Here is a 7,005-nt window from a genome sequence, read left to right on the forward strand (position 1 = left end):
ATCGGCAAAGCGTGGCTGAATGCGAAATTCTACATCGTGGACGCGCATCTGAACCCGGTGCCGGTCGGGGTGCTGGGCGAGCTGGTCATCGGCGGAGTCGGCGTGGCGCGCGGGTACTTGAACCGTCTGGAGCTGACAGATGAGAAGTTCGTAGACAGCCCGTTCGCCACGGGCGAGCGGCTGTACCGCACGGGAGACTTGGCGCGGTGGATGGAAGACGGCAATGTGGACTTCATCGGCCGGATCGACAACCAGGCGAAAATTCGGGGCTACCGGATCGAGACGGGCGAGATCGAGTCGCAGCTGCTGCGGGTGGAAGGTGTGCGCGAAGCGGTGGTGCTGGTTCGAAGTGACGCGAACGGGCAGAAGATGCTATGCGCGTATTACACGCTGGATACCGGAGTGGAGCTGGCGGTGAACGATCTGCGCAGTGCGCTGGCGCAGGAGCTGCCGGGCTACATGATTCCGTCGTACTTCGTGGAGATGGAGCGTTTGCCTCTGACGCCTAACGGAAAGATGGACCGGAAGGCGCTTCCAGCGCCGGAAGGGGAAGCGGGAAGCGGAACGGAGTACGTCGCACCGCGCAATGAGCTGGAAACGAAGCTGGCGGTGATTTGGCAGGAGGTGCTGGGGCTTACGAAGGAGATTGGCGTTCACGACAACTTCTTCGACATCGGCGGTCACTCCCTGCGGGCGACGACGCTGGTCAGCAAGATTCATAAAGAGTTGAACGTGGATTTGCCGCTGCGCGACGTGTTCCGTCATTCCATGATTGAGAGCATGGCAGCCGCCATTTCCCGGCTGGATGAGCAGAAATTTGTTTCCATTCCGGTGGCAGATGACCGGGAAGTGTACCCGCAATCTTTTGCTCAAAAACGTCTCTTTATCCTGAATCAACTGGAAGGCGCGGAGCTTAGCTACAACATGCCGGAAGTGATGCTGCTGGAGGGTGCTTTGGACCGGGCAAGGTTTGAAGCATCGTTCCATAAGCTTGTGGCGCGGCATGAAATGCTGCGCACCGGGTTCGAAATGGTGGATGGCGAAGCATCGCAGCGGATTTACCAGGACGTGGATTTTGCCGTGGAGTTCTATCGAGCAGATGAGCAAGAGGCAGAAGTGACGGTTCGCCGTTTCGTCCGTCCGTTTGACTTGGCGAAGCCTCCGCTGCTGAGGGTAGGCCTTGTCGAGCTGACTCCTGAACGCCATATTCTAATGTACGACATGCATCATATTATTTCCGACGGCGTCTCGATGGAAATCTTTGTTGAAGAATTCGTCCGCTTGTACGGCGGCGAGCAATTGGAGCCTCTGCGCATTCAGTACAAAGACTACACCGTTTGGCAGCATTCGCAGGAGCAGAAGGAACGACTTCAGCGTCAGGAGGCGTACTGGCTGGACATGTTCCAAGGCGAGCTTCCGGTGCTGGAAATGCCGACCGACTATCCGCGTCCGGCTGTACAGAGCTACAAAGGCCAAACGCTGGAGTTTTTCTTCGACGCTTCAAAAACCGACGGTCTGAAGAAACTGGCTTCGGAAACGGGCACAACGCTGTTTATGGTGCTGCTTGCAGCATATAACGTGCTCCTGCACAAATATTCAGGTCAGGACGATGTGATCGTCGGTACGCCGATTGCCGGAAGGAATCATGGAGATGTGCAGCCATTGATCGGGATTTTTTTAAACACGCTGGCTATCCGCAGTTATCCGGCTTCGGAGAAGACATTCCTGTCATACCTGAACGAAGTCAAAGAAACGACCCTCCACGCCTTCGAGCATCAAAACTATCCGTTCGAAGAATTGGTGGAGAAGGTGCAAGTCACCCGTGATTTAAGCCGCAATCCGCTCTTCGACACGCTGTTTACGATGCAGAATACGGAGAACGAGGAATTTGAGCTGGAAGGGCTTCGCCTGATTCCTTATCCGAGCGCACTGGATACCGCGAAGTTTGATATCAGCTTGGATGTGGGCGAGGAGAACGGCGGCTTGGATTACAGCTTCGAATATGCGACGGCTCTCTATAAAAGGGAGACGATCGAACGGCTGGCGAAACATTACGAGCAGCTGCTCATAACGATCGTAAGCCGTCCGGATGCGAAGATCGCCGAGCTGAACTTGCTGACGGCAGAGGAAAAAGAGCAAATTCTCGGCGCGTTTAACCCGGCGCAGCCGGAAGTGGCTCCTGCGGCGGCGTTCCACAGGCTGTTCGAGGAACAGGCGGAGCGCACGCCGGAAGCGGAGGCCGTCGTGTACGAGAATGACCGGCTTACGTATGCGGAGCTGAACGAGCGGGCGAACCGCTTGGCGGCTACGCTGCGCGCAAGCGGCATCGGCCGGGAGTCGATCGTCGGCATTCTCGCCGAGCGTTCGGTGAACTTGCTGGTGGCAGTGCTGGCCGTCTGGAAAGCGGGCGGGGCGTATGTACCGCTCGACCCGGATTATCCGGCAGACCGTGTGCGGTTCATGCTCGATGACAGCGGAGCGAAGGTACTGCTGACGCAAACGCCGCTGCGAGAGCATGCCGAAGCATGGGTCGGCGAAGAGAAGCTGGCGCTGGCGGCGGTGCTGTACCTGGACGACGAAGCGTCGTACAGCGAGGAGTGGGCGAATGCGCCGATTTTCTCCGGCATGGTCTCTGGTATGGCCTCCGGCAAGCTGACGGATGCTGTGGACGACGGCGATGAGAGCCATCAGAAGGTCGGCACCGACAGCTTCCATGAAGCCCGTCCGGAGGATCTGGCGTACGTGATTTATACGTCGGGAACGACGGGCAAGCCGAAGGGCGTGATGATCGAGCACCGCAGTCTGGTGAACACGGCGGCGGGCTACCGGCGGGAATACCGATTGGATCAGTTCCCGGTGCGGCTGCTGCAGCTCGCAAGCTTCTCGTTTGACGTGTTCGTGGGAGATATCGCGCGGACGCTGTACAACGGAGGCATGATGGTGATTGTGCCGAAGGACGACCGGATTGATCCGTCTCGTCTGCACCACTGGATGGAGCGGGAGCGAATCACCATCTTCGAATCGACGCCGGCGCTGATTGTGCCGTTCCTGGAGTATGTGCACGAGCAGAGACTGGATATGAGCGGGATGGAGCTGTTGATCACGAGCTCGGACAGCTGCAGCGTGGCGGATTACCGGACCTTGCAGGCACGCTTCGGCTCGTTGTTCCGGATCATCAACGCTTATGGTGTGACGGAAGCGGCGATCGACTCTAGCTTCTACGACGAGGAGCTGGCGAAGCTGCCGCGGACAGGTAATGTGCCGATCGGCAAAGCGTGGCTGAATGCGAAATTCTACATCGTGGATACGCACTTGAACCCAGTGCCGGTCGGGGTGCTGGGCGAGCTGGTTATCGGCGGAGTCGGCGTAGCGCGTGGGTACTTGAACCGTCCGGAGCTGACGGAAGAGAAGTTCGTAGACAGTCCGTTCGCCGCTGGCGAGCGGTTGTACCGCACGGGAGACTTGGCGCGGTGGATGGAAGACGGCAACGTGGACTTCATCGGCCGGATCGACAACCAGGCGAAAATCCGGGGCTACCGGATCGAAATGGGCGAGATCGAGTCGCAGCTGCTGCGGGTGGAAGGCGTGCGCGAAGCGGTGGTACTGGTTCGAAGTGACGCGAACGGGCAGAAGGCGCTATGCGCGTACTACACGCCGGATACCGGAGCAGAACTGGCGGTGAACGATTTGCGCGACGCGCTGGCGCAGGAGCTGCCGGGCTACATGATCCCGTCGTACTTCGTGGAGCTGGAGCGCCTGCCTCTAACGCCGAACGGAAAGATTGACCGGAAGGCGCTGCCAGCGCCGGAAGGGGAAGCAGGAAGCGGAACGGAGTACGTCGCACCGCGCAATGAGCTGGAAACGAAGCTGGCGGTGATTTGGCAGGAGGTGCTGGGGCTTGCGAAGGAGATTGGCGTTCACGACAACTTCTTCGACATCGGCGGCCACTCCCTGCGAGCGACGACGCTGGCGGGCAAGGTATTTAAGGAATTAAACGTCAACCTGCCGCTTCGCGACGTATTCCGTCACTCGACGATTGCGGCGATGGCCGAGGCGATCGCCCGGATGGAACGGCGGGAGCATGAGGCCATTCCTCAAGCGGAGGAGAGAGAGTACTACCCTCTGTCCTCCGCGCAGAAACGGCTGTTCATTCAGCACACACTGGATGGAGCGGATCAGCTTTACAACATGCCGGAGCTGGTGCAGGTGGAAGGCGAGTTTGATTTAGACCGGTTGGAAGCCGCCTTGCGGAAATTGATAACACGGCATGAATCGCTGCGCACCGGTTTTGAAATCGTGAAGGGCGAAGCGGTTCAGCGGATTTACCCGCAGGTCGATTTTGCTATCGAGCATCATCAAGTGGATAAAGAGGATACGGCTCAAATCGAGCAGATCGTCCGCAGCTTCGTTCGTCCGTTTGATCTCGGCAAGCCGCCGCTGCTGCGCGCCGGGGTCATCGAGCTGGAGCCGAACCTGCATATTCTCCTTTTCGACATGCACCATATGGTGTCGGACGGCGTATCGATGGCGATTGTAATGGATGAGTTCTCGAGTTTCTACGCCGGGGAAGAACTGCCGCCACTGCGCATTCAATATAAGGATTATGCTGTTTGGCAGCAGTCGAAGGCCCACCGAGAGCGAATCGGGCGGCAGGAAGCATACTGGCTGCAAACCTTCGAAGGCGAGCTGCCGACGGCGGACCTGCCGATGGACTACGAACGGTCTGCGGCTCGCAGCTACGAAGGTGCGCATCTGGAGTTCGACGTCGAAGCTTCTCTCTCTGCGCGGCTGCGCGAATTGGCGGCCGAACGTGAAAGCACGCTGTTCATGGTGCTGCTTGCGGCTTATACCGTGCTGCTGTCCAAGTACAGCGGGCAGGAGGACTTGGTCGTGGGCACCCCGGTGGCGGGAAGAACGAACGCCGATTTGGAACCGGTCATCGGGATGTTTGTCAATACGCTGGCGATCCGCAATCGTCCGTCGGGCGACAAAACGTTCTTGTCCTACCTGGAAGAGGTGAAGGAAACGGCTTTGGGTGCTTTCGAGAACCAGGATTATCCATTCGAGGAGCTTGTGGAGCGTTTGAATGTGAAGCGGGAGCCAGGCCGCTTCCCGTTGTTCGATGCCGTTTTCGACTTACAAAATATCGAAGAACGAGACGCCGAGCTGGAAGGGGTCAGCCTGAAGACTTACGAGCTTGACCATTTGGAAGAAGTGAAGTTCGATCTGACGCTATTTATGTATGAAAACAACGGGGTGCTGAGCGGGGGCTTCTTCTACGCCACCAAGCTGTTCAAAGAAGCGATGATCCGCACCTTGACCGAGGATTACATGCGGGTACTGTCTCAAATTGCGGAAAATCCACAACTTGAGCTAAGCCGGATTGAATGTCATAAACCGGCGGCAGGCGCAAAGAGTGCCGTCGATACGATCGAATTCGCGTTCTAATCCTACAAGCGCGCCACCGCCGTCAAGCGAAAGCGGCGCGCATCCCAAGGAAGACGGCGAACAACGTCCAAGCCCGTAAACGCGCAGGCCGAAAGCAAGTTTTTTCGGACCTGCGCCGGGGCATGCGTTTACTTCATTTTTAGGGGAGGTACGAATGAAATCTTTGTTTGAAAAGGAAGAACGGTACTGGAGCGGCAAGTTTGACGCCGATGACAGCCTGAGCTTCCTTCCCTACAGTCAATCCTCCAAATTATCCGCCGACGGAGAAGCTGCGGCCGAGCCGGGCTTGCTTCACCGTACTTTGCCGAGCGAACTCGCGGAGAGAATCATTGGCCTCGCCAACGGTTCGGATTTGGCTCTGTACATGATTGTTTTGGCAGGAGTAAAAAGCCTGCTGTTCAAATATACCGGGCGGGACCAAGTGCTGGTGGGCATGCCTTCTTATAGCGCAGACCCCGACGGGACTCCGCCGCCGCATGACATTTTGGTGATCAAGACGTCCGTAAGCCGCCAGACTACGCTGAAAACGCTGCTCGGGGACATCAAAGCCTCCATCGGCGAGGCACTGGAGCATCAGCACCTGCCTTTTCGAAAAATGGTGGAGCCGCTCCATCTGGACTATACGGGGGGCGGCCTCCCGGTCGTCAACACCGTCGCATCCTTCGCCCCGATTCATCCGGAACCGCTGGGTAACCGGGTGGCGGCCGATACGGTTTTTCGCTTCGACCGCCAAAACCACTCCATCGAGCTGGAAATAAGCTTTGACGGGCAGCGGTACGAGCGGGCATTTATGGAACAGGCGGCCGACCATCTTGTTCGGCTGCTGTCCTTGCTTTTATTTCAGCCGGATCTGGAGCTTGGGCAAGCCGATGTGCTGTCTCCAGACGAGAGGGAGACGCTGCTGAAGCGATTTAATGACACCGAAACCGGGTTCGAGCGGGGGAAAACGATTCACGGCTTGTTCGAAGAGCAGGCGGAGCTTTACCCAGACAACGTGGCCGTCGTCATGAATGAGCACCAGATGACCTACCGCGAGCTGAACGAGCGATCCAACCGCCTTGCGCGGAAGCTGCGGGAGGCGGGAGTAGAAGCGGACCAACTGGTAGCAATCCTAGCCGAACGCTCGCTCGATATGGTCGTTGGCATTCTTGCGATTCTCAAAGCGGGCGGAGCATATGTGCCTGTCGATCCCGACTACCCGGAGGAGCGAATCCGCTTCATGATCGAGGATTCGGGCGCGCCGTTATTGCTGATTCAACAGCATCTGCACGAGAAGACCGACTTCGCAGGAACGCGCCTCGAATTGGACGATTTCGTTTGGGACGACAGAGGGGCGGACTCTGCCGATGCGCCGGACGCTTCGAACCTGGAGCCGATTTCCGGGTCGGGCAACCTGGCCTATGTCATCTACACGTCGGGAACGACCGGCAGACCGAAAGGAACTCTGATCGAGCATAAGAACGTCGTGCGCCTCCTGTTCAACGACAAGAACCTGTTCGACTTCGGGCCATCCGATACGTGGACGCTGTTCCACTCGTTCTGCTTCGATTTCTCCGT

General features: G+C 57.8%; 2 protein-coding genes. Both read left to right on the plus strand.

Annotated features, from left to right (window positions below):
* Positions 1-5,448: amino acid adenylation domain-containing protein (locus NQ117_RS23920; protein WP_258280508.1), on the plus strand; the 5,448-nt coding region annotated here is incomplete at its 5' end.
* A 154-nt stretch (positions 5,449-5,602) separates the two neighbouring features.
* Positions 5,603-7,005: AMP-binding protein (locus tag NQ117_RS23925; protein WP_258280509.1), on the plus strand; the 1,403-nt coding region annotated here is incomplete at its 3' end.

Origin of the sequence: Paenibacillus sp. SC116 (genome assembly GCF_024733555.1) — a bacterium.
Lineage (GTDB): Bacteria > Bacillota > Bacilli > Paenibacillales > Paenibacillaceae > Paenibacillus_B.